Origin of the sequence: Hominiventricola aquisgranensis (genome assembly GCF_040096225.1) — a bacterium.
Lineage (GTDB): Bacteria > Bacillota > Clostridia > Lachnospirales > Lachnospiraceae > Hominiventricola > Hominiventricola aquisgranensis.
This window is the reverse complement of the sequence record NZ_JBBMFC010000017.1, coordinates 24,915-46,524: the sequence shown is the minus strand read 5'-3', so window position 1 is coordinate 46,524 and position 21,610 is coordinate 24,915. Positions and strand designations below refer to the sequence as shown.

20 protein-coding genes are annotated in these 21,610 nt (G+C 45.7%); all 20 read left to right on the top strand.

What is annotated here, in order from left to right; all coding sequences use genetic code 11:
- The first annotated feature begins 26 nt into the window (after positions 1–26).
- Positions 27–284 carry a hypothetical protein gene (locus WMO62_RS10460; protein WP_025529721.1) on the top strand — a complete coding sequence of 86 codons (258 nt, stop codon included), beginning with the start codon at positions 27–29 and terminating at the stop codon, positions 282–284.
- Positions 281–604 (top strand): hypothetical protein, encoded by a 324-nt coding sequence (locus tag WMO62_RS10455; protein WP_003501931.1) that lies wholly within the window; start codon positions 281–283, stop codon positions 602–604. Before WMO62_RS10460 ends, WMO62_RS10455 begins: the two co-directional genes overlap by 4 nt.
- Positions 604–2,628 (top strand): NAD-dependent DNA ligase LigA, encoded by a 2,025-nt coding sequence (gene ligA, locus WMO62_RS10450; RefSeq protein ID WP_003501932.1) that lies wholly within the window; start codon positions 604–606, stop codon positions 2,626–2,628. The genes WMO62_RS10455 and ligA overlap by 1 nt, the downstream gene beginning before the upstream one ends.
- A 110-nt stretch (positions 2,629–2,738) precedes the next feature.
- Positions 2,739–4,856 (top strand): hypothetical protein, encoded by a 2,118-nt coding sequence (locus WMO62_RS10445; RefSeq protein WP_118668489.1) that lies wholly within the window; start codon positions 2,739–2,741, stop codon positions 4,854–4,856.
- Positions 4,853–7,327 carry a hypothetical protein gene (locus WMO62_RS10440; RefSeq protein WP_227589433.1) on the top strand — a complete coding sequence of 825 codons (2,475 nt, stop codon included), beginning with the start codon at positions 4,853–4,855 and terminating at the stop codon, positions 7,325–7,327. Before WMO62_RS10445 ends, WMO62_RS10440 begins: the two co-directional genes overlap by 4 nt.
- Positions 7,320–7,949, top strand: coding sequence for a hypothetical protein (locus WMO62_RS10435; protein WP_118668491.1), 630 nt, complete (start codon positions 7,320–7,322; stop codon positions 7,947–7,949). Before WMO62_RS10440 ends, WMO62_RS10435 begins: the two co-directional genes overlap by 8 nt.
- Before the next feature lie 126 nt (positions 7,950–8,075).
- Positions 8,076–8,264, top strand: coding sequence for a helix-turn-helix domain-containing protein (locus WMO62_RS10430; protein ID WP_118560428.1), 189 nt, complete (start codon positions 8,076–8,078; stop codon positions 8,262–8,264).
- A complete protein-coding gene (locus WMO62_RS10425; protein WP_227589432.1) occupies positions 8,257–8,949 on the top strand; it encodes a response regulator transcription factor in 693 nt (230 codons plus the stop codon). The genes WMO62_RS10430 and WMO62_RS10425 overlap by 8 nt, the downstream gene beginning before the upstream one ends.
- 5 nt (positions 8,950–8,954) lie before the next feature.
- Entirely contained in the window at positions 8,955–9,872 is a 918-nt protein-coding gene (locus WMO62_RS10420; RefSeq protein ID WP_118646872.1) for a sensor histidine kinase, read from the top strand.
- 134 nt (positions 9,873–10,006) lie between these two features.
- The gene (locus WMO62_RS10415) at positions 10,007–10,933 is read left to right on the top strand and encodes an ABC transporter ATP-binding protein (protein ID WP_118646870.1); all 927 of its coding nucleotides are present in this window, start codon (positions 10,007–10,009) and stop codon (positions 10,931–10,933) included.
- Entirely contained in the window at positions 10,926–11,735 is an 810-nt protein-coding gene (locus tag WMO62_RS10410) for an ABC transporter permease (RefSeq protein ID WP_118646868.1), read from the top strand. The genes WMO62_RS10415 and WMO62_RS10410 overlap by 8 nt, the downstream gene beginning before the upstream one ends.
- Positions 11,736–11,740: 5 nt before the next feature.
- The gene (locus WMO62_RS10405) at positions 11,741–12,514 is read left to right on the top strand and encodes an ABC transporter permease (RefSeq protein ID WP_308459191.1); all 774 of its coding nucleotides are present in this window, start codon (positions 11,741–11,743) and stop codon (positions 12,512–12,514) included.
- Between the two features lie 71 nt (positions 12,515–12,585).
- Positions 12,586–13,023 carry a winged helix-turn-helix domain-containing protein gene (locus WMO62_RS10400; RefSeq protein ID WP_148336047.1) on the top strand — a complete coding sequence of 146 codons (438 nt, stop codon included), beginning with the start codon at positions 12,586–12,588 and terminating at the stop codon, positions 13,021–13,023.
- Between the two features lie 267 nt (positions 13,024–13,290).
- Positions 13,291–13,980: a response regulator transcription factor gene (locus tag WMO62_RS10395; RefSeq protein WP_039959333.1), complete on the top strand. Its 690-nt coding sequence runs from the start codon at positions 13,291–13,293 to the stop codon at positions 13,978–13,980.
- Entirely contained in the window at positions 13,977–15,008 is a 1,032-nt protein-coding gene (locus WMO62_RS10390) for a sensor histidine kinase (protein ID WP_118646862.1), read from the top strand. The genes WMO62_RS10395 and WMO62_RS10390 overlap by 4 nt, the downstream gene beginning before the upstream one ends.
- Before the next feature lie 128 nt (positions 15,009–15,136).
- Complete coding sequence (locus WMO62_RS10385) at positions 15,137–15,397, top strand: hypothetical protein (protein ID WP_025532026.1); 261 nt, start codon at positions 15,137–15,139, stop codon at positions 15,395–15,397.
- A 101-nt stretch (positions 15,398–15,498) separates the two neighbouring features.
- A complete protein-coding gene (locus tag WMO62_RS10380) occupies positions 15,499–17,874 on the top strand; it encodes an ABC transporter permease (protein WP_158580898.1) in 2,376 nt (791 codons plus the stop codon).
- A gap of 88 nt (positions 17,875–17,962) precedes the next feature.
- Complete coding sequence (locus WMO62_RS10375; RefSeq protein ID WP_118646858.1) at positions 17,963–18,361, top strand: hypothetical protein; 399 nt, start codon at positions 17,963–17,965, stop codon at positions 18,359–18,361.
- Positions 18,362–18,473: 112 nt separating this feature from the next.
- Positions 18,474–19,139 carry an ABC transporter ATP-binding protein gene (locus WMO62_RS10370; protein ID WP_003501940.1) on the top strand — a complete coding sequence of 222 codons (666 nt, stop codon included), beginning with the start codon at positions 18,474–18,476 and terminating at the stop codon, positions 19,137–19,139.
- Positions 19,140–19,153: 14 nt separating this feature from the next.
- A complete protein-coding gene (locus WMO62_RS10365; RefSeq protein WP_227589430.1) occupies positions 19,154–21,538 on the top strand; it encodes an ABC transporter permease in 2,385 nt (794 codons plus the stop codon).
- Positions 21,539–21,610: the final 72 nt, after the last annotated feature.

The window sequence follows — 21,610 nt, the reverse complement described above, 5'->3', positions numbered from 1 at the left end:
ATTGATGAAGAAGGAAGGAGCAGAGCATGAAACAAATTGGAAATCTGGCAGTGGTTTGCGCCAGGCGACAGGATGTGCTGCTGCAGGTTGGCAGTGAAAAGGTATGTGTCCATGTGGGAGCCGGGCCAGAGCGGAATACGCTTCACGCAGCGTGGGACGATGATGACGCCATTCAGCGTATTGTCCATGAATTGAATTTTGGCAGATATGCAGCCGGCAGAAATGGGCTGCATACCGCACAGCAGGATTGCCCTGTGGGGCGGGGAAAGGAGAAAATTGCATGATCAAAAACCTGAATCAGCTGCGCAGGACACTTCGGGAAGGGACGCAGTTGGAGATATTGGATCACTGTCGGCCGGAATGTATTGGGCAGATACGGAACATTACGCTGGTAAACACGCAGGGCTTTTATAGTACCGTAGCGAATCAGCCAGATGCGTCTGCCAACAGAGGCAACGGCGGCCGCGGCCCGATCCTTTGGTGGGGCAGAGCCGCCCACTGGCAGTTTGCAGACGGTGTTTGCAGTGTTTTCGACAGTGAACAGAAGCATACGGAAGAAGAACTGGTTATGTCCTTCCGGGTACTTGAAAAGGAGGCAGCATAATGGAACGGAATATTTTTGAAAAGCAGAGAGACTTGAATGACCGGCTCAACCGTTATCGGGATGAGTATTATAACCGCAACGCTCCCAGTGTGTCAGATGAGGTCTATGACAGACTCTTTGACGAGTTGAAAGAGCTGGAACAGGAAACGGGAATCCAAATGGCAAATTCGCCAACCCAGACAGTAGGCTATCCTGCGGTGAGCAGGCTGGAGAAAACCAGACATGAGATCCCGCTGCTGTCTTTGGATAAGACTAAGAGCAGTATGGATCTTCTGAATTTCATGGGTGAGCAGCAGGTGATGCTGATGCTCAAACTGGATGGCTTGACTGTAAAGCTGACCTATGAGAATGGAGAACTTCTGGAGGCGGCTACCCGTGGCGATGGTGACGAAGGGGAGATCATTACCCATAACACCCGAGCCATCAGCGGTATCCCTTCCCACATCACCTACAAAGAGAGACTGGTTGTGACGGGCGAGGGCTTTATCAGACCCAGTGATTTTGAGGAACTGAAGACCAGCCTACAGGACAGCAGCGGTAAGCCCTATAAAAACGGCCGCAATCTGGCTGCCGGTTCCATCCGTCTGATGGATGCCAAGATATGCCAGGAGCGTCGGCTGGTTTTCATGCCGTTTGGTGTGCTGGAGGGCTTTCCGCACCTGACCCGGAAATCAGATAAGCTACGGGAACTGCGCGCGTTGGGGTTCCAGCCCTGTAAGTATCTGGTCACAAAGCAGAAACTGACGCTGGAAAATGTGGAAGCCGGTATCTATCAGCTGCGGCAATATGCCACTGACAAAGATATCCCCATTGACGGTATCGTGGTTTCGTTTAACGACATCGCCTATGCCCAGAGCTGCGGCCGCACCGGACATCACTATAAGGACGGTCTGGCCTATAAGTTTGAAGATGACCTGCATGAGAGCCTGCTGCAGTACATCGAATGGACGCCGGGCAGAACTGGAGAGATTGCTCCGGTAGCAGTGTTTACGCCGGTGGAAATCGATGGCTGTGAGGTCAGCAGGGCCAGTCTGCACAACCTGTCCTTTATTGAGGATCTGGAACTGATGGCTGGAAATCGGATTCTGGTAAGCAAACGAAACATGATCATTCCCCACGTGGAAGAAAATCTGGACAGAGGCGGCTTCTCTATGGTGGATACGATTCCCCGTGTTTGTCCCTGCTGTGGACAGCCTACCCGCATCCATGAATCAAGTGGAAAGGGCGAAAATGGCGAGGATCGCATCATCAAGACGCTGTACTGTGATAACCCTGACTGCGAGACACGTCGGCTGAAAAAGTTCGTCCATTTTGTCAGCCAGAAGGCAATGGACATTGAAGGGCTGTCGGAGGCTGCATTGGAAAAATTCATCGGTCAGGGATTTATCCATAGTTATCTGGATATTTACCGTCTGGATCGTTACCGGGCTGAAATCGTCCGCATGGATGGGTTTGGTGAAAAGTCCTGGCAGCGCCTTTGGGACGCTATCCAACAGAGCCGAAACACCACCTTTGAGCGGTATCTGATTTCTATGGATATTCCTATGATCGGCAACACTGCCAGCAAGGTATTGGGTCGTGTGTTCCACTATGATTTGGATGAGTTTCGGGATGCGGTCTATGGCGGCTATGATTTCCGGCAGCTTCCGGATTTCGGGGAGACATTGCATAACAATATCCACGACTGGTTCTGTGTAGAAGATAATTTTTGTATTTGGGAGGAGTTACAGACTATGATGAATATTCAAAAGCCTGCTGTGGTAGAACACAGCGAAGACAGGGAGCAGGATAATCCCTTTGTGGGAAAGACTATCGTAGTTACCGGCAAGGTGGAACCCTACACCCGGGACGGAATCAATGACCTGATTGAATCACTGGGCGCCCATGCCGGCAGCTCGGTGTCCAAGAAGACGGATTATCTGGTCTGTGGCGAAAATGCCGGCAGCAAGTTATCCAAGGCCAGGGATTTGGGCGTTACGGTGCTGTCACCTGCGGAGTTCTTCAGCATGGCCGGCGCTGAGTAAGAAAATATAGCATACTATCGGTATGCTGTCAGTTGATCAATGGGGAGAGAGCCATGTTGCGGCTCTCTCCCCATATCTTTTATGGAAGATTTCAAGTAGGAGGGATTTTAATGCATATCGACAGGATACCGGTTTACCGGGTATATCAGAGGGCTATTGATTTGGAGCTTTACCATGCCTTTGCCGAATTGGTAGTACAGACTTCTCAGGACGATACGGCGAGAAGGACTTACCGACAAACAAGGGCGATGCAGATATGGCAGGTGGAAACGGATGTGTCCGGCTATTTTGAACCATATCATCTGCGTTATCCTGGCGAGGTGTTGGAGCGGTTTGAGGAAAAACTGGGCAATGATGTCCGGGTTCTCCGCGCTCTGGCCCTGGCGCTGGGAAATACCTGTGCGATCCAGTCTGACAATATGTTTGTGGGCAATCAGCGGGGAGCATTCCTCCAGAAATTGCGGCGGTCTGCCGGAGAAGATGTGTACCTGCAGGGCGCTCTGTATCTTCTGGAAACAGATGCGGCACAGCGCCATGCCCTGTTGGAGAAACTGGCAGAAAGGGAGTGTACGAGAACGGAAGAAGCCCTGTTTGTACTGTCGTTATTTGATGATAGGGAACGCGGCTATGAGGTGATGCATACCCAACTCAGTCATCTATTCACACAAAATCTGACACTTTCACTGGTATATGATTTTGGTGTGCTGGAATGGTTCATCCGGTTCTATGCAGAGCAGGCAAAGAGGTACCGCGGGAAAGCCGACCTGGTGCTGCGCACGCTGATGAAACTGCCGTATATGAATATGAAGCCCGACAGCCGCGAATTTTCGGTTTTGACTAAAGCAGGGTATCGCTGCGATGAAATCATTTTGGCAAACTCTCTCGCTGTATGGGCGGACAGGCTGCCGGACCGGTTGAGTTCCAAGAGTATCACTGCCGAGAAAATCGCAACAGCGTGTGGGCGGATGCTTCTGAATGCTCCAAAGGATTTTTCGGAAGAATTTTACGAGTATCTTGGCTGGCTGTTTCAGTTCTATAACAGCTTTACGGTCAAGTACGAAGGATTTCAGGGACTCTGGGAAGCGGTTCAATATGGTTTGAACCCCACAGCACCGAAAACACTGTTATGGATGAATCAAACGATACAGAAGGATTTTCCGTACCGATTTGATGTGTTTGATCCTCAGTACGATAATCTGGCGAAGGAACTGGAGCGGGATAACTACATGGAGTTGTTTACCCTGCAGATGCTGCATTCCAGGCAGACGATCCCTTTGAAACAGTGGCTTTCCAGATATCAGGAACTGACCGGAGCTGACTATGGAGAATATTTCAGAAGTTGGCATACGAACGGTAGGCGGGCATTTGCCTTTCTGGTGGAAAAGAAGGAAATCAATCTATGGGAGTTTTTCAAGCAGCATCGGCAAGATGGTGAAGATGCGCCACAACTGAAACTGCTGCGGGAGTATGCCCTGAGAATTTCAAGTTGGAGGTGTTTCCGGTTTGTAGAGAGGCTACTGGCTGAGTACACTTTTTCCCAACTTCAAACGATATTTGGCAAGCGGTTTTACTTTCACGAATGCTTTGTCAGGAGTGAGGGGTATTACAGCAGAAGGGAATATAAAACATACATCAGCCGTCCATTCCTATCTGCAGAGCAGCATCGACAGCTCTATGACTGGGTGGAGCGTTCAGTTTTCCAGACTGAGCCGGAAAAATATGAGGACTTCGTTTTAAGTGCCTTAAAAGCACCGGAGATCCAACGCCTTTATGATAAAAAAGCGCTGGCAGCGGTGTTGCGGCAGTTTTTGCTCCACAGGGAGTATAACGGCTATGAAATCAACCGGCTGAAGGAAACATTCTATTCCAAGGAAGAGTTGGAGGATGAGCACAGAGCCGAAGCTGAGAGAAAGGAGCAGGAAAAACGACTGGAGCAGGAAAAACGGACCATACAGAAACGGGAAAAGCTGCAGCAACTTTATAACGGCAGCGCCGAATCTCTTGTGAAATTCATAGGGGGATATTATTACAGGGATGAGAAGAAAGAGGTACTGGATATGGCATTTGATAAGTTGGTGGAATGGCCCGCCGGTTGTGTGCAGACAATGGATGCCAAAGATGCACACGCCTTTTTTGAGCTGTGTGGTGAACTGGTAGAGTCTGAACCCCGGCCAAGGCATGAGATTTTGAATATGGTACTGACAATGATCGGAGGTGAAGCAGCATGAGAAATACATTAAAACATCTGACCCTATTGACCAGAATGAAAGATGACGGATTGCTTCCGACGCTTACAGGCAGCTTTTCAGAGGATGCCATAGCGCAGGCATGTGGACAGGTGGAGACACTTCAATTACAGGAACGGCTGCACATCCGAAAGACAAAGCGGATACAGGAAGAACTGGTTCGGGTGCCGGACTTTGCAGCGCTCTATGGTACGTTGTGCAGGCAGGAGATTGGCGATGAAGAAATTGCTTCAGCCTTAGAGTCGGCAGACGGGTATGGAGAGAGACTGACAGCGTATTCCCAAGAGCAGGTGCTGGCAGTCATGAAATTGGAACTGTTGCCTTCCCTGAGGTTTGAATACCTGAAATACTATTTTCCCTTTGTGATGTATGAAGAAGAGGAGCAGGTCATATTGGATAACCTGCAGACTTTTCCCATTGCGGAGTGGAAGGGACTTTCCATGCTGACGGAGCACCAGCGGGATATGATGCGGCAGCCGTTTCTTGGTTCGTATCTGTTTTTCTGGCATCAAAATGAACGGAAAGCTCTGGAACTGTTGGAACAGAATCGTCCGCTCCAGAGAGTCTGCATCTTGCTTTATCGGTATGGTGTGCGGCTGTTTCTGTCAGTAGAACGCCTGAAAGCTCTCCGGTGGATGAAAATGACCGATGTAGGAAAATTCCGCCGGCTGTTGGCTGTATTTGAATATGACGCAGAGGATTTGTCTGCTTTTTTTGACCTCTGGCTGGACAACCATGCCGGACAATATGACCTCAACTGGTTTATCTCCCAGCCACATCCTTTGAGCAAGGAACAGAGGGAAGAAATTTTATGCAACCAACTGAGTTATCTGAATGCTCTGTATGCCGGCAGGCTCCATCTGGATTTTAATGCTGTCCGGCAATTCCAGTTTTCAATTCTCATTTATGCGGTGGAGCATAGAAAAAAGCATTTTTTGGAATTGGTGAATCAGAACAGTGAAGTGTTCCTGTCCTTGGGGCGATACTCTCTATTGTTTGAGCCGGGCTTTTGTGAGCACTGTAACATCAATTCCCTGACGCTGAAGAATTTGAAAGCCAGCGATTCTGTGAACCGCAGCGACAGCTTTTTTACGCTTCTGGAAGAAGGGCAGCAGTACACCTTTGAGGAAATGTATCAGCTTTGGCATCAGAAAGAGGTTTATGTCCGGTTATACACTATGCTGACACCTCTTTCCATAGATCAGCGTTTGCTGACACTGCGGCAGCTGATAAAACGGGATCTGGTCAGCCAATATACAGGAGATGCAGAGTTGGAGCAGCTTGGAAAATGTCTGTTGGAAAGGCCGTTTAGCGAATGGTATCGGGGTTCATTTGGACATATCTGTGGGCTGACCCGGCGGATTGCCATGGGGCTGCTACAACACTATACGCAGCTGCAGGCATTCATACCGGATTTCACTACAGAGTCGGATGTGGTATTTGCCCTCAATAATATGAAGGCTCTTTTGGAAATGACGGATTGGAAGCAGGTGCGGAAAGATATTCTGACAACAGATGCAGACTGGCTGGATCTAAAAGAAAAACTGGCATTTTCGGACGATTTTGTGGAGCAGAACCGGGAGACTGTCACGGAATTTTTACTGCAGGGCGGCGCGGCTATGGTATGCGCTCTCTATGGGGAACTGGACGGGCAGGAGCTGGCTGTTGAAGCGCTGCGACGGATCGTACAGGCTGAATTGATGGGCCAGTTCTATAAACTCAAATATTTTGCTGGTGACCTGCAGCGTGAGATTCGCTACCCTGTCAGCGAGATGCAGGAGAGCCTCTGGAAGAAAAATCTTTCGTTGGCGCGAGGTGCATTTTGGGCAGAAGAGGTGGATGATTTTTACCACACTCTGCGGCTTGGTGAACTTCCTCATAGTACCTGCTTGTCTTACCGTACTGGAAGCCAGAGGGAGTGCCTGTTAGCTGCCTTTGACTCTAATAAGAAGATTGTCCTTGTGAAAAAGGATGAAGCGGTGGTGGCTCGTGCCTGTCTCCGCTTGACAAAAGGTGCATTTCAAAAACCGCCTGCCGTCGATTTTTCTTTTGCTGATCTGTCGCAGGAGAACATGGATATCGGAAAGCCTGTCACCAGTGAGAAGCCTGTGCTGTTCCTGGAGAGTATCTATACTTTCGGACTCAATGATATTGAAAAAGAGGAAGTAATGAAACTGGCAGTTTCCCTGACAACACAGAAAGCGGCAGAGCTGGGTGTTGTGGCAGTACTTGCAAGACGGTATCTGGGCTGCTATGAACGGGATGAGTATGTGCTTGCACCGTTCTATGTGTACATCTCAAAATCCAAAAACGGATGGCAGTATCTGGACTCTTTGGGTGGAGCGGCATATACCTCAGCAAAAGAGGAGTATGTAGAGCACCCCTTCCTGGTCATGCAGACTGCCATGCATCAAGCAGAGGCAAATAGCAGAAATGAGGTGTATTATGAATAATAGGACAATGGCAACAGTTTATGTGAATCAAGATAGCATTTCCGTCAAGACCTGTTCCAGAAAAGGTTGCTCACCGCAGCGCTTTATTATTTTGAAAAAGGAATTGCAGCGGTTGGAGGAGAAAAAGTATTTGATCACCAAAGATATCCATTCCTATGCAGAACTGCGGCTGTGTGATGCAGTAGGCGGTGCCAAAGTGCTGGAGCTTTCCTTCACATGGCTGAAGGATGCTGGCAGAGACAACGTTTCCGGTTATACCGAGCGGGTCAGGCTGCCATATGAGCCGTTTCGCTCATATGCGGCAGGTGAGGAAGAAGTCGCCGATGGAACACGGTGGCGGCTGCTGTCCATTCCGGAACAGAACAGGCCAAAGCTGGAGTTTCACAGCAGGAAGAATCTCAAGGCCGTAGTGGGGAATCCTATCTTGCGGCACAAGCTGGGAAAGTTTCTGGATCAGCATTTTAATTGGTACAACTACGAACGCATCGTCCTGACGGATGATTACCTGCCTTACAGCTTCTTTTTTGAGGGCTACATGGTACAGGGTGCCAAGACCTGCGGCGGGGTAATCCTGCATGGCGAAGAGAACATCCAAACGGCGAAATACGGGATACATACTTAACAGGTTAATAGGAGAACGGAGCCGCAGGTCAGAGATGATCTGCGGCTCTTTATGTAAGCATAATCACAATAGTCAGCTTGTATTATTCGAGATAAGGAACTATAATATGTCCTATGGAGGTGCAAAATGGACTATATGACACTAAAAGATGCCGCCGAACAGTGGGGCGTGACACCTCGCAGGGTAAATTATTATTGTGCGGGTGGGCGTATCCACGGCGCTGTGAAAATGGCCGGTGTTTGGCTGATCCCCAAAACTGCAGAGAAGCCGATTGATGGCCGGACAAAACAAGGGAAGGAGCTGAGCCATGAATAAAATTTTAATTATAGATGATGACAGAGAACTGTGTGCTTTGATTAAACGCAGTGTGCAATCGGAACATATAGAAGCCGATTTTTGTAATACCGGAAAAGAGGGTTTGCAGAAATTAAAAGAGCAGGAATACCAGCTTGTGGTGCTGGATGTGATGATGCCCGGTATAGATGGCTTTGAAACGCTGGAAGAAATCCGCAAAGAGAACAGCTTGCCGATTTTGATGTTCACATCCAAAAATGACAGCGCTTCTAAAGTGCGGGGCTTACGGGCCGGAGCGGACGATTATCTGACAAAGCCGTTTGACATGGATGAACTGATTGCCCGTATTGCGTCCCTTATTCGCCGCTACACCCGCTTTAATCAGCAAGCCGGAGCCATGCAAAAATTGGATTTTGATGGATTGCAGATTGACCTTGAAAATCGTTCTGTTACGACGGAAAACGGCACTTTTGAACTTCCACCAAAGGAATTTGATCTGCTCCTGTACTGTGCAAAGCATCAAGGGAAAATTTTGACCAAACAGCAGATTTATGAGGAAGTATGGGGCGAAGAATATTTCTATGATGACAGTAACATTATGGCGATTATCAGTCGGCTTCGTAAAAAATTAGAAGTCAATCCTTCCAGTCCAAAGTATATCCAAACGGTTAAAGGGATTGGCTACCGCTTTAATAAGGAGGTGTAGCTGGTATGGAAATCATCGTTTTCTTGTCTATTGTGATTGCTGTTGTAGCTGTGCTGACTTCCATCGTTCTCGTTCGGCGCGTAAAAAAGCAAATCGCAGAAATGACCGATGTGCTGGTTGATGTGAAAAACGGAAATGGCAACCGGCGTATTCTGTCTGCAACAAATGAACTGACAGCACCTCTTGCCTATGAAATCAATGAGATCGTTGTGTCCTATGAAAGCAGACTTTCAACTGTACGGCAGACAGAGGAAACCAACCGCCAGCTTATGACGAGCCTTTCCCATGATGTGCGAACGCCCCTTACCACTCTGATTGGGTATCTTGACGCTGCACACAAAGGACTGGTCACAGGAAAAGACCGGGATGATTATATTGAAACCGCCCGACGGAAAGCCCATGATTTGAAAGAATATATTGATGTACTCTTTGACTGGTTCAAGTTAAATTCCGACGAGTTTGCTTTGGAAATCCAGAGCGTTGAAGCCGCAGAGTTGACAAGAAATATCCTGATCGACTGGATACCGATTTTTGAAGATAAGCAAGTCGATTATGACATTGATATTCCCGAACAGCCTATCCGGGTAAGATTGGATACGGACAGCTATATGAGGATTATCAATAATCTCATTCAAAATGTAATCGCTCACAGCCATGCGGACAAAATTAAATTTGCCCTATCGAAGAAGGAAAACAACATAGAGCTGCTGCTGGCGGATAATGGAGTGGGGATTGAGAAAGAAGATTTGAAACACATATTTGAACGGCTTTATAAGTGTGATAAGGGTCGGTCTGAAAAAGGCAGCGGTCTTGGTCTTTCTATTGTCCATCAGCTTGTAGAAAAGATGGGTGGAAGCATAACAGTTGAAAGTGTACCGGGAAAAGGAACTGAATTTGCTTTGCTTTTTCCTTCGGAGATTTAAGCGGGTTCCCGTCTTTATGGCGGGAGCCTTTGTCATTTTGCCGGATTTCAAATTGCAAGGTTAATGCAAGGTTGCGGCAAGGTTAATGCAAGGTTGGCGTGATAGAATACCTTACAGAACAGGAGGTTTTGAATATGGATACAAATTACATCATTGAAACAAAAAATCTGACGAAGCAATACGGCTCACAAAAGAGTGTGGCTGACTTGAATATCCATGTGAAGCGTGGGAGAATTTATGGTCTGCTGGGGAGAAACGGAGCCGGAAAAACTACTACCATGAAGATGCTGTTGGGCTTAACAAATCCGACTTCCGGGGAGGTCAAAATCTGGGGAAAGCCTTTGCAGGGGAATGAAAAGAAATTGCTGCCCCGTATCGGCAGCCTGATTGAGTCCCCAGGCTTTTATCCCAATCTGACCGGCACAGAAAACCTGCGTATCTTTGCCACCTTGCGGGGTGTACCAAACAATCATGCCGTCAAAGACGCTCTGGATCTGGTAGGACTGCCCTACAAAGATAAAAAGCTCTTTTCCCAGTATTCCCTTGGTATGAAACAGCGGCTTGCCATCGCCCTTGCTGTTATGCACGATCCGGAACTTTTGATTTTGGATGAGCCGATCAACGGTCTTGATCCCATCGGTATTGCAGAGGTACGCTCCTTTATTCGGGAGCTTTGCGACGCAAGAGGAAAAACGATTCTGATTTCCAGTCACATTCTTTCAGAAATTTCCTTGCTGGCTGACGATATTGGAATTATCGACCACGGTGCATTGCTGGAAGAAGAAAGCCTTGCTGAGTTGGAGCAAAAAAGCAGTAAGCATATCCGGTTTACGCTCTCTGATACTGCACAGGCGGCAAGAATTTTGGAACGCAATTTCCACGAAACCCATTTTTCCATACAAGACGACCACAATCTGCGTCTACACAATATGGAGTTGCCTGTGGGGAAAATTGTAACTGCTTTTGTAGAAAACGGATTGGAGGTATCAGAAGCACATACCTGTGAAGAAAGTCTTGAAGATTACTTCAAGCGTGTGACAGGGGGCGAAGGAATTGCTTAAACTGATTAAATGCGAATTTTGGAAATTAAAGCGGAAAAGATTATTATACGCACTGATGTCATTATCGTTATTTTTTCCGTTGATTTTGGCATATATGGCAAAGGCGGGAACAGGTGCAGATACAACGGAACATTATCTTCAAACCCGATTTGATTATGTTTATACAATGATGTTGGGATATGGATTGGTTTTTTTGCTTCCATGTCTAATTGGTATCATTGCCGCTATTTTGTTTTTTATAGAAAGAGATTGCGATACTTCCAAAAACCTTAGAACAATTCCTGTTACAAATACACAACTCATTATGGCAAAAATTTCTATGCTCTTTATTTTTAGCGTTGCGTTTTGTCTGACAAGCACATTATCTGTTGCGTTGTTTTGTAAACTGTTTCATGTAGGAATGGTTTATGGTATGACTTATAAGATATTTATGAGCCTTATTTTTGGAGTTCTTATCGTAGCAGCTTCTTTGCCGATTGTATTTTTAATTATTTGTTTTAACAAAAGTTTTTTGCTTTCTATCCTGCTTGCGTTTTTTTATTCTATTTTTAACTGGGGCATACTAGGGACAGTTGGAACATCTATAAGTGCTGCAAAAATTGCTTTCTTAAATTCTTTCCCAGTTATATGTGTTATGAACTGGACAAGCGGCTTAATGATGGATCATTTGCAAAAAGACAATCTTTTGCCGGAAGCCTATGCGATTGTACCAACCACTTGCCATACAATTTTTATTATGGCAATTACAGTTATACTTTCTTTGTGGCTGATCATTCGCTTCTACAAAAAATGGACGAGGTAAAAGATATGAGAAATATTATAAAAACCGAATTTTTAAAATTAAAGCGATATTCCGTAATAAAAGCCGGAATTATTATGGCAACACTTTCTCCGTTACTGTCACTGTTTTATTCCACAGCCAACGGTGGACAGACATGGACGTTTGACTATTTTATGCAACAGGTTATGATTAGTAACTGTACCTTGTTTTTTCCAATTATCATTGCATTGATAGCAGGTTATATTATAACAAGGGAATATACAGACGATACGATGAAGAATATATCAACAATTCCTATTCCATATAAACAGTTACTTTCTGGAAAACTACTTGTCCTATTGTTGTTGACAATCTGCTTTAGCCTTATAGGATGCGTGCTAACATTAGTAATCAATGTTATTGCTGGATTTCCAGGAGTGCATTTTGGCAATCTGCTCAATATGTTTATTCGTGTTACTGGGGCGAATATAGGAATCTATATTTCAGTCTTGCCGATTATTTTGCTATTTTGTTGTTCGGCAAACAATTTTTTGGGTGGGGTTGCGCTAGCTTTTGTGTATGGATATTTCGGGACTTTTGAAGGAACACTGTTAAATTATTATCCGATTAAAGCAAGCATGATTTTAGTAGACCCTACTTGTGGCGCGGAATATGGTTATACTTATCACATTTTCCCTGCCTTTATCATAATGGTTTTGACATTCTTGATTTCTGTAATTATTCTTGCAAATAAAAAGAAAGACGCTAGGATATTGACTGTTGCTAAGAAGAAAAAAATAGTTAGAAAAAAGGGATGGTAGAATAGTATTCAGACAAAGACAATAGAAAAAATAAGTCATTGCAGGTTCTATATGTTAAAGTGGAGGGATATATGGGAAAAATCTTTGTACTGTCGGTAACAGACCATGAAGAATACATACTTAGCAGAATTATGGAGATTATTGCGGCCGAGCCAGGATTTGACCATACTGTGTCATCCCATCCGTGTAATATTCTTGTTTTTCCGGGATTGGAACTCCGCCTGAAGGAGAGAACGGTACATCGAAATGGTGAGTTGATTTCTATGACCCATCGGGAATTTGCGACATTGGTATACTTGGCAAACCATCCATCCTGGGTATTTTCTGCTGGGCAGATCTATGAAGAAGTGTGGGGGGGGGGAGATAGCGAAAACTGTGGAACGGCTGTTGCCAGCGTCATTGGTCAGATCCGCAGAAAACTGACTCCGGATATGCCGAAAGCGGGTTATATTCGTACTGTTCTGGGGAGCGGATACAAATTTGAAGTTCCGCAGGGTATAGCAGAATAGAGGTTTTTTTAATTCAACTGCACCATACCCATGTAACTACAAAAAGATTTTATACATAGTCAGCACCGCCGCAATCGTATCGTTTGCGGCGGCGTTTTGTTGTACAACATAACATTGAAACTATTGTATGTATTCGCATTTTTGCCCTTGTGCTGAAAAGTAGGCTATCCTATAATTAAAAAGAAAAATATCTGATTAGGACATTTCTGTAACATTTGGTGTTTATCTTATTAGTATAGCTGAAAAATAAGGAAGGAAGTGAAGGTCTTGAAGAAGATTCTAATTGTAGAGGACGATCAGCTTTTGAACCGGACCTTGGCATATAATCTGACCTCTGATGGATATGAGGTCATTTCTGTTTTTAATTTTGACAGCGCGGTAAGAAAGCTGCGCGAAAATGAATTTGATGTGGCACTATTGGACATTAACCTGCCCGATGGCAGCGGACTGGATCTGTGTGAAGAAATCCGGAATCGCGGTCAGCATACCTATATCATCTTTATCACAGCCAATGATAAGGAGAGCGATATGCTCAAGGGATATGAAGTCGGCGGTGCGGATTATGTGACCAAACCATTTTCTGTGACGGTGCTTTGCAAAAAAGTAGCGGCGGTTTTTGCAAATCTGGAACTGCGGACACCTCGGCATGATCTGTTTGATGATGGCTTTTTGAAAATCGACTTCTCCGAACAAAGTGCGTCCCTTGCCGGAGAATCCCTGGACTTTACACCGAAGGAATACCGCACCCTGTTCCTGTTCGTAAAGAACCCCCGGATTATTCTGACCAAGCGGCAGATTTTAGAGAAGCTGTGGGACATTGATGGGGACTTTGTGGATGAGCATACGCTGACGACGATCATCAGCCGTATCCGCAAAAAAATCGAAACAGATGAGCGGAAATATATTAAGACAGCTTATGGAATGGGCTATCAGTGGATTGGCGGTGAGCCTCGATGAAGCTGCAAAATTTATCTGTCAGGGCATTTTTGAGAAAAATTGTGGCGGGGACTCTGCTCACTGCCGCATTGCTGCTGTTGATTTTTTTCCTGTTGACGAAAGATGTGCGTGTTGTCATTTGCTGCATTATTTTTACAGTTGCGTTTTATATTTGGGGCATGGTTTTTCTGCACTATTTTCAAAAGAAACTTTCTCTGTTCACCGATGGTTTGTGCCAGACATTGGATCACATGATGGACAGTACAGACCGGCCCCAGGTAGACTATGAAGCGGAAACACTGCTGTCTCGGATCAGCCATCGTCTGGAACGACTCTATAATGTGATGCAGAAAACCAGACACATGGCAGAGGGAGAAAAGGAAGAACTGCAATCCCTGGTATCGGATATTTCCCACCAGACCAAAACCCCCATCGCAAATTTGAAGCTAATCAACGATACGATGCTGACAAGGCCATTGACAGAAGAAAAGCGCAAGGAGTTTTTGCAGGCCACAGGCACACAGCTGGATAAACTGGATTTTCTCATTCAGGGAATGGTGAAAACTTCCCGTCTGGAAACGGGTGTCATTACGCTGGAGAAACAAGATGCTGTGATCGGGGATACGCTGGTGAGCGCCATCAATGGTGTTTTGGCTCCGATGGAACAAAAAGAGATCAGCCTGTCGGTGGACTGCCCATCTGATTTGACAATATCCCATGACAGCCGCTGGACTTCCGAAGCATTGTTTAACATTCTGGATAATGCGGTAAAGTACACCTCTGCCGGTGGCAGCATCCAGGTGAGGGTACGGGATTGGGAAATGTATTTGAGGATAGATGTGACGGATACAGGCAGAGGCATCCCGGAACATTCTCAGGGCACGATCTTCAAACGCTTCTATCGGGATGAAGCGGTGCATGATATAGATGGGGTCGGAATCGGCTTATACCTTGCCCGTGAGATCATTACCATGCAGGGCGGCTATATTACCGTCGAGTCTAAAGTTGGGGAAGGATCAACTTTTTCCGTGTTCCTGCCCATAAAATAATTCTGAGGCAGTCTGTTTTGGCAGGCTGCCTTTTTTGAAAAATTTTTAGAGGACAATGGATTTTAGGACAATTCTGCAACATTTGGGATTTATGCTGACAGCAACATCATGAAATTGGAGGTGGCCTTATGGAAATCACAAAGACATTACTCATCAATGCAGCTTGCTTGCTGATCCCGCCGGTCGTTGTTGTTCTGCTGCTCCGGCACTTCTTTCCAAGAAAAATCAGATGGTCGGCTGGTGTGGTGGCTCTGGTAGATCTGGTGATCTTCTGGACAGATATTTCTTATTATGAGAGCGTTTGGCTGACGCTGTTTTTTGTTGTAATTCAGTTAGCAATGGTTTTGCTTATATCTATCCGGCTTTATAAAAAAGACACACGAAAATGAATTGTCCTAAAATTGAAGCAATTCACCCTAAAACTGTTGAGCCTTTGGGATATTTCTGCAACATTTGGGGGTTAGGATAACAGCGAAAGGAGTGAATGGCTATGACGTTACCATTTGAAAATGATACCCGTATCATTGTAAAGAAGTTGGCAAAACGAAACTTAAAAGCAGATAAAAGTCGAAACATCCTCATTATCATTACGATTGCCTTAGCTACCTGCTTGATAATGACAACGACCTTGTATTTTTTTGCTTCTCAGCGAAAATCATTAAATGATGCGGCTGGGCGTTATCAAGCAATTATCAATGAAGTCGATAATGATACCATTACGAAATTAGTAAATGACGATAGGGTTCAAGTGGGGGTAAGTCATTTATTGGGTTTAGTATCTTATGGGGACTACAAATTAACCGTTCGTTCAATAGATGAAATACTAATGAAATTAGCAAAATATCCTGATTTAGAGGGAAAATTGCCCAAATCTACAAATGAAATTGCTATCACAAAGGCGTTTCTTGATAGAGCTGGATTGTCCAAATCCATAGGCGATACTATATCGTTAAATCTGGGAGATGGAGAAAAAGATTATACCTTATGTGGTATTTTGCCTGTCGAAAATTCAAATTATTCCGTATTCGTGTCGCAGTCCTATATTGAAAACAAGATCAGCGAACCGGCATACTCCGCTTATATCCGTTTGAATGAATCTGATGGTTGGTCTAAGGCTGCTATACAAGCTGAATTATCAACATTGTGCAGAGAATTGGAAATACAGCCGGAGCAAATGCAGTTTTCAACATATTATTTTTCTCTCATTGAACAGAGAAGCAGTCAATATATCACTGTAATAGCATTTATCAGTCTTATTATCGCTTTGGCGTGTACCCTTGTTATTTACAGTCTGTTCTATGTGTCCATAGCCAGAAAAACAAAAGAATATGGAAAACTGCGGACAATAGGGGCAACTGGAAAACAGATGAAAAGAATCGTTTTTAGAGAGGGATTTCATCTTTCCAGAATTGCTATTCCGATTGGAATATTAGCCGGTGCAATAGCGGGATATGTCCTTGTCCCGCAAGGCTGGAACACTTTAATGGTATTTGTAATTGCCGCTGTCACAGCTCTGTTTGTGTATCTATGCGTTATGATTGCTGTAATTAAGCCAGCCAAAATTGCTGCTCATGTTACGCCTATTGAAGCAGTCCGTTATATGGCGGGCAATAATGATGTAATGTCAAACAGTACAAAAGTGTTACATCGTTCTCTATCCGCGAAAAATTTAGCGTTCCTTAATTTTGCGAGGAACAGAAAGAAAACCGCTTTAACGATCCTGTCGTTAGGGGTATGTGGAATTTTGCTGATGGCAAGCTCTGCATATTTTAATTCCATTGATCCCTTAGCGATGGCGCGTAGGAGTTTTCCTTACGGAGAAATTCGCCTTGAATTAGGCGATTACGGGCCGCAGGCACATAACAGCGAACAATATTCAGAACTCCAAAAATCGAATCTGCTTACAGAAGATTTTAGAGAATCCATTTTGGACATAGATGGTGTGGAAGAAATAAAAGAATACCAAGGCACCGTTTTGAATGTTCGTATGCCAACGGGAGATATTGAACCGATTGTTTCAGACGCATATACGCCAAGCTCTCAAAAATTGCTTGAACAATATTTGATTGATGGTACAGCGGATTTGCAGGAACTACTTAATAATAATGGCATTATTATTGAAAATGGCCCACAGTGGAAAGAAACTTTTGGGTGGGATGCCGCGATTGGGGACGAACTTCTGATTGAAGTTGGCGGACAAACATTGGAAGTAAAAGTAATGGGAATTGTGGATGCGAATATCCCGTATGGCGGATATGATACGCTATTTATTCCTTTAGAAATGCTGTCAAAGATCGTTCCTATTGATAACCTCAATTATCAATTTATTGTAGATACAGATGACAGTAAATGGGCAGCCGCAAAAGATGAAATACAAAAGATAATTCCACCGACTTCCAGCCTCTATGTTAGTACCTTGAATGATTGGGTAGAGGCATACAACGAAAAACTATTGAACTATCGTATGCCAGTCTACATTTTTATTATGTTTATTGGGGTTTTTGGCATTATCAATCTGCTAAACACACTGATAACAAACATCTTGACACGGAAGCGAGAATTGGGTGTTTTGCAAGCAGTTGGTTTGAGCAGTAAACAGCTTTCAAAAATGTTATTGATAGAGGGCCTGTTCTATACATTAGGGGTGTTGCTTCTTTCCATATCATGCGGAACTCTTATCGGGTATCTTCTCTGCACCGTCTTTAGTGCAATGAGTATTTTTGGAAAAGTAAGCTATCATTTTCCGACAGTTGAAATGTTCAGTTATTTTATACTGATGCTTGCTGTCCAAATGCTTTTCTCGTGTTTCGCAATTCGGCAGATAAAAAAACAATCTCTGGTAGATCAAATACGGGAATTGTCATAAGAATTTTTGAAATGTCCGAGCATTGTAACATTTCGCGGACATTCATGATTTACAATTATGTCCTCACCCCAAATAGGAGGCAAAGACCATGAAAAAAACGATGGTGATTTCATTTATAGCTGCTGCGATGCTATTGATACCATGTACAGCTTGTCATGTAGCAGAGAGCCACAATGAAGTACTGGCACAAGAAAACAAAGAGAACACTGTTAACGGAGGATATACCATTACAGATATTACTGACCCCGTTGAAGTTCAAAGTTACATTGAGCAGCAAGGCGGTGAATATACTGCCGATATTATGGCTGTTCATCAGGTTACATTTACCGATTATACCGCAAACGACATTACAGATCCGGCAGAAATCAAAGCCTATCTGGAAAGTCAGGGGCAAGAATATAACGAGAATATTACCGCTATTCATCAGATTACTTTCATTGACGGGGAAGCGACACCAGAGGGTTCCCTTTGCGAAGTTGAAAAATGAATTGTCCTAAAATTGAAGCAATTCACCATGGATTTTTATAGCGTTTAGGACAATTCTGCAACATTTCTCCTTTACTCTATATGCAACAAATTAAGAAAGGCAGGTAACTGTTATGAAAATTTTGCAGACAACGGATTTGAAAAAATACTACGGCACAGAGCCGAACATTACCCGCGCCCTGGATGGCGTGAACTTCTCTGTGGAGGAAGGCGAATTTGTGGCGGTGGTCGGCACTTCCGGTTCCGGTAAGTCCACCCTGCTTCACATGATGGGCGGTCTGGACACACCCACCTCCGGCAGCGTGATGGTGCGGGATAAGGAGCTGGCGAAGATGAACGATGAGCAGCTTACCATCTTCCGCCGCCGCAATATCGGCTTTATCTTCCAGAACTACAATCTGGTGCCGATCCTAAATGTCCATGAGAACATCGTCCTGCCGGTGGAGCTGGATGGGGATACGGTGGATCAGAAATTCATGGCGGATGTGGTGTCCATGCTGGGACTGGAGGATAAGCTGAAGAATATGCCAAACAACCTCTCCGGTGGCCAGCAGCAGCGTGTGGCTATCGCCCGCGCTCTGGTGTCAAAGCCCGCTATCGTCCTTGCCGATGAACCCACCGGAAACCTGGACAGCAGGACCAGCGCCGATGTGCTGGGGCTTTTGCAGAGAACGAGTCGTGAATTTAACCAGACGCTGGTAATGATCACACATAATGATGCCATTGCCCAGCTTGCAGACCGTATCGTGCGGATTGAGGATGGCAAAATCGTTGGATAAAGGAGGTGGCAGACATGACATTGCCTTTTGAAAATGATACAGGGCCGGTTATTAAAAAATTGGCGTCACGAAGTATTCAGACAGATAAGCGGCGCAACCTGTTTGTGATCGTAACGATTGCTCTGGCAGCCGCTTTGATGGCAGCGATTTTTTGTGCAGGAGCGGGAAGTGACAGAAAACTGGAGGCGGACATTCGGGGACAGTATCAGGCGGTTGTGGTGAATTGTGACCATGATACGATTGAAAGACTGAAAGACTGCCCGGAAGTGGAACGCTGGGGCCTTTCCCAGAATTACGGTTCTGCCCGCTATGGTGACAGCGTTCTGACTGTGGAGTATGCGGATGCCAACTGGATGGAATTGGGTAAGAAGCCTTCCTTTACTGGGACACTTCCGCAGGCTGCCAATGAAATTCTGGTAGAACGGGCATTTCTTGATTATTTTGAAATCCCCGCAGAAGTCGGGCAGACCATAGAAGTGAATCTTGGAAACGGAAAGCAGACCTATACCGTCAGCGGTATCATGGATGTGGAGAATGACTCCCGTATGTTCCAGCTTTATGTATCTGAAGCATTTGTGGAGGAGATGGCGCAGGGAGAGCCGCTGTTTGAATTTCGGCTTCGTTATACTGGTGCTGATAGTATGGAGCTGGAGCAGCTCAAGGCGGATATTGCAGCATTCCTTTCTGCCAACGATGTCTCAGAGGATCAGATTTTTTACAGTTCCAACTATTTCGATATGCAGGGCTTTAAGTCCGGCGTGATGAAATATTACATTCCCGTGGCAATCCTTTTGCTGGTTGCCTGTGCCGTGGTCATTTACAGTATCTTTTTCATTTCCGTAAAGGGCAAAATGCGGGAATATGGACGCCTGAAAGTGATTGGCACAACACCAAAACAGATCCGGCGGATCGTGCGGCGGGAGGGATTGCTGTTATCTCTTTGTGGTATCCCGCTGGGGCTTTTGGTTGGAGGGTCTATCGGGTTTGCTATTTTCCCGGCACATTGGAGCTGGATGGGCAATCTGCCCTATCTGGCTGCGACCGCAGCAGCCTGCGCCCTGACGGTATTTCTGTCCATTCATGCGCCTGTCCGAATGGCGGCGAGGGTATCCCCAATCGAAGCGGTCCGCTCCAGTGGTTATGAAACGGCAACAGACCGCAAAGATCAGAAAAACCACCGCATTACGCCGTTCTCCATGGCACAGATGAACTTTAGGCGGAGCAGGAAAAAGACGGTCATCACTCTGGTATCTCTGGGATTGACGGGTGTGTTTCTGGTAACAGCCGCTACGGTACTCAACTCCATCAGTCCCGAAAAGATGGCGATAGAAGCCATGGGAGATCACTGTAACTATGAGGTCAGCTGGATGGATTCGGGAGGCGCGGAAGGATTGCCTGCCATCGCGCGGGAAAATCCATTGACAGAAGAACTTCGTCAGGAGCTTCTTGCCATAGATGGTGTGGAATCTATCACCAGCCATGAAGTGACATCCGTAACGGTGAAACTCCCTCAGGAAAGTGTTGCATTAAAGTTCCCTGTGTTTGACAGAGAGCAGATGGAACAGTGGCTGCCGGAGGAAAATCTGGAACAGGGCAGCGCAGATTATGAGGAGCTTGCCGCGAACAACGGTGTGGTCGTGACTGATTCGGAAGATCATCTTTTAAGTATGTTTTATGGCTATACGCCTGCTGTCGGGGATGTACTGACCTTTGAATCCATGGACGGTAAGGCCATAGAAGTAACGGTCATGGGGATTGCGAAACCGTCAGTGACATCAGGCACCGGCGCATGGGGCCTGTTTACCCTTACAGAAGAACTGGCCGATCAGCTCTACCCGGACATTGAGAACAGAGAGGCTGTTTGGAATGTCCATACATCGGAGGACTCGGATGCGCTCAGGGCATCTATTTTCAGCCTGCTGGAAAATCCGGTGCTGACGGTCTTTTCCAGAGCAGACCATGCGGCATCCCTGGAATCGCAGCTAAAGATGATGACCCGCGGTGTTTATCTGCTGCTGGCGTTCCTGTTTGTGTTCTCCATGGTAAATCTGGTCAACACCCTGATGACCAATCTGCTGGCAAGGCAGCAGGAGCTTGGGATTTTGCAGTCTGTGGGAATGACCGGAAAGCAGGTTTCCCGTATGCTGATTGCAGAATGCCTGTGGTACGCAGGGGTTACGGTATTTTTGTCGGTTGGCATTGGCGGGATACTGGGCTGGATCTTTGACTATGTGATCAGCAGTTTTAATATTTTCGGGGAACTGTCCTATCAATTCCCTTTGATGGAAACGGTTGTTTTTGTTCTGGCACTTTTGGTCGTGACCGGAATCTTCTCTGTGGTTGCTGTCCGTTACTCTAAACGGCTTTCCCTTGTAGAGCGGATCAAGACCATGGACTAACCAGAGGCGGCGGCTTCCGATGTGAAGCCGCCGCTTTGCTGACAGCAGAAATATAAGACTTAAAGGAGATGA

Excerpts from the sequence above, each read along its gene's own strand:
- WMO62_RS10460 (WP_025529721.1), top strand. The coding sequence starts at position 27 with ATGAAACAAATTGGAAATCTGGCAGTGGTTTGCGCCAGGCGACAGGAT.
- WMO62_RS10455 (WP_003501931.1), top strand. The coding sequence starts at position 281 with ATGATCAAAAACCTGAATCAGCTGCGCAGGACACTTCGGGAAGGGACG.
- ligA (WP_003501932.1), top strand. The coding sequence starts at position 604 with ATGGAACGGAATATTTTTGAAAAGCAGAGAGACTTGAATGACCGGCTC.
- WMO62_RS10445 (WP_118668489.1), top strand. The coding sequence starts at position 2,739 with ATGCATATCGACAGGATACCGGTTTACCGGGTATATCAGAGGGCTATT.
- WMO62_RS10440 (WP_227589433.1), top strand. The coding sequence starts at position 4,853 with ATGAGAAATACATTAAAACATCTGACCCTATTGACCAGAATGAAAGAT.
- WMO62_RS10435 (WP_118668491.1), top strand. The coding sequence starts at position 7,320 with ATGAATAATAGGACAATGGCAACAGTTTATGTGAATCAAGATAGCATT.
- WMO62_RS10430 (WP_118560428.1), top strand. The coding sequence starts at position 8,076 with ATGGACTATATGACACTAAAAGATGCCGCCGAACAGTGGGGCGTGACA.
- WMO62_RS10425 (WP_227589432.1), top strand. The coding sequence starts at position 8,257 with ATGAATAAAATTTTAATTATAGATGATGACAGAGAACTGTGTGCTTTG.
- WMO62_RS10420 (WP_118646872.1), top strand. The coding sequence starts at position 8,955 with ATGGAAATCATCGTTTTCTTGTCTATTGTGATTGCTGTTGTAGCTGTG.
- WMO62_RS10415 (WP_118646870.1), top strand. The coding sequence starts at position 10,007 with ATGGATACAAATTACATCATTGAAACAAAAAATCTGACGAAGCAATAC.
- WMO62_RS10405 (WP_308459191.1), top strand. The coding sequence starts at position 11,741 with ATGAGAAATATTATAAAAACCGAATTTTTAAAATTAAAGCGATATTCC.
- WMO62_RS10400 (WP_148336047.1), top strand. The coding sequence starts at position 12,586 with ATGGGAAAAATCTTTGTACTGTCGGTAACAGACCATGAAGAATACATA.
- WMO62_RS10390 (WP_118646862.1), top strand. The coding sequence starts at position 13,977 with ATGAAGCTGCAAAATTTATCTGTCAGGGCATTTTTGAGAAAAATTGTG.
- WMO62_RS10385 (WP_025532026.1), top strand. The coding sequence starts at position 15,137 with ATGGAAATCACAAAGACATTACTCATCAATGCAGCTTGCTTGCTGATC.
- WMO62_RS10380 (WP_158580898.1), top strand. The coding sequence starts at position 15,499 with ATGACGTTACCATTTGAAAATGATACCCGTATCATTGTAAAGAAGTTG.
- WMO62_RS10375 (WP_118646858.1), top strand. The coding sequence starts at position 17,963 with ATGAAAAAAACGATGGTGATTTCATTTATAGCTGCTGCGATGCTATTG.
- WMO62_RS10370 (WP_003501940.1), top strand. The coding sequence starts at position 18,474 with ATGAAAATTTTGCAGACAACGGATTTGAAAAAATACTACGGCACAGAG.
- WMO62_RS10365 (WP_227589430.1), top strand. The coding sequence starts at position 19,154 with ATGACATTGCCTTTTGAAAATGATACAGGGCCGGTTATTAAAAAATTG.